This is a genomic window from Streptomyces sp. NPDC019396 (assembly GCF_040632375.1).
Lineage (GTDB): Bacteria > Actinomycetota > Actinomycetes > Streptomycetales > Streptomycetaceae > Streptomyces.
In genome coordinates, this window is the sequence record NZ_JBEYBS010000089.1 from 1 (window position 1) to 1,952 (window position 1,952).

Annotated in this window: 1 protein-coding gene; it reads right to left on the reverse strand. The window is 70.6% G+C overall.

Translation table 11 applies throughout. The features are described 5' to 3' along the window. Nucleotides 1–251 precede the first annotated feature (251 nt). Complete coding sequence (locus tag ABZ532_RS31545; protein WP_361291430.1) at nucleotides 252–1,739, reverse strand: ParB N-terminal domain-containing protein; 1,488 nt, start codon at nucleotides 1,737–1,739, stop codon at nucleotides 252–254. Nucleotides 1,740–1,952 lie beyond the last annotated feature (213 nt).

The following is a 1,952-nucleotide window of genomic DNA, read 5'->3' on the forward strand; positions in this document are numbered from 1 at the left end:
CCCCGGCCGCCGCGCGGCCGCCGGCCCCGAAGGGGACGAACAAGAGGTGCCGCGCCGCCAGGCGCGTCCACGGCCCGGTGCCGACGGCACCGGCCGACGAAGGAGGCCGGGGCCGGCGAGCACGCACCGGGCCACCAACACCGCCACGCCGCCAGGCGTGTCCGCTACCGCCGCCGCGCACGGCGGCGCTGCCTGTGAGGACGGCGCTGCCGTACGCGGGCCGGGAGGGGGCTCCCCTCCCGGCCCTGCGGTCACTTCGAGTCGAGCTGTTCCTGTCCCGTCTCCTTCGCCTTCTCGGCGGAGACCTTCGCCGCGTGCTCGGTGCCGTCGTACTCCTGGCCGTCGATGATGGCCTGTTCGATCGGTGAGGCCGAGTGGCCCAGCTGCACGAGCATGGAGAGGTACGCGCCGATCCGCTTCCGCGTGTGGCTGCTCAGCCCCTGGCGGTCCGTGCGCCAGGGCCGGTTGTCCTTGTGGCCGGTCGTCTTCTCGTACGACGCGACGCACGCCATGAAGGGGAACAGTGCCAGGCGGCGGGCGTCGGCCTTCGCCAGGATCTCGGCCGTCATCGTGTTCGCCCGGGAGGCGTCCGCGATGCCGAGCCATTCCCGGACCAGGCGGGTTCCGTCCTCGCTGGTGATGTCACCGATGCCGAGATCGTCGCCGCGCAGGGTCGATTCCGCGACGAACCGCGCCATGATCACCTGTGCGTCGCGCGGGAACGTCTTGCGGGTCATCCAGGTGTTCAGCCACTCGCGGCGGGCTGCGGTCGCGGCCTTGTAGTGCTTGTTCCCCTGGATGATGCGCTGGCGGGCCTCCTTGTCCTCCGCCTTGGTGGTCGCCGTGGTGCTGCCGGGCGGCTGGTAGACGGCGTGGTCGTACAGGGCGGGCTTCAGGCAGTAGGTCACCCAGTGGGAGCCGTACTGCGCCGGGGCCACGACGTGCCCCCGGCACGCCTTGTGCTCCTCCTCGCTGATCGTCTTCGCCCCGTCGTGGGTCCGCAGTTCGTGAATCCGGGTCGCACTGTCCGGCAGGGCCTCGTACTCGTCAATGACGGTCAGCCCAGCGGCGACGAACTCGGCCCGCTCCTTGGCCAGCCGCGCCGCCTCCTCCCGGTCGTCGCGGAGCCTGCGCAGACGGTAGGAGAAGTTCCCGCCCTGCGCCGCCTCGGTCAGCTCCTTCAGGGCCTCCGGGTCGTCCTCGAACTCGGCCAGCGCTTCGAGCTGGTCGAGCGTCCAGGCGTACTGGACGGCCTGGGCCGCCTCCATCGTCTTGGCCGCGCGTCCCACCTGCACGGCGGTCTTCACGTCCTTCTGCGTCCACCCGGTCTCGGTCGCGATGGCCTTGACCCCGGCCCCCAGCTCGCTCGCCTGGAAGAGGGCGGCGGCCTTCTCCCGCGTGTTCAGGCCGACCCGCTGTTCGGCGGTGGTGACCATGTCCACGTACTGCCCGGCCTCGTCCTCGGCCCGGCTGTCGTCGATCACGACGGGGACGGTCTCCCACTTGTCCTCGATCATGACCAGCAGACGGCGGTGACCGTCGATCACCTTGTACGTGCCGTCTGCCTGCGGGGTCACCAGCAGCGGCGTCCGCAGCTTCTTGCGGAGGCTCCGGCGGAACCGGTCGGTGACGGCCAGGTCCTCACGGACGTTGCCGGGGTGGGCGGTGAGCTGGGAAAGCGGGACGTCCTCGAATCGGAAGGTGGTCGGGATGGTCTGCTCGACGGTCTCGGTCGTCACGTCGTTGTCCTTGGTGTTGAAGGTTTAGGGCCTGTCGTCCGGGGCTGCCATCCCCTTCCGACATCACTAATTCTGCCTTATTCGGGGCGCTGGGTCCACCCAGAACAGGGGTTTCGGAGGGTGATCTGGATCACACGTTTTCGCAGGCCAGGGGCGGTTTCCGCCCCACCGGCGGCGGCCTCGCCGGGCGGCGTCCGCCACGGCTCCGCCCGG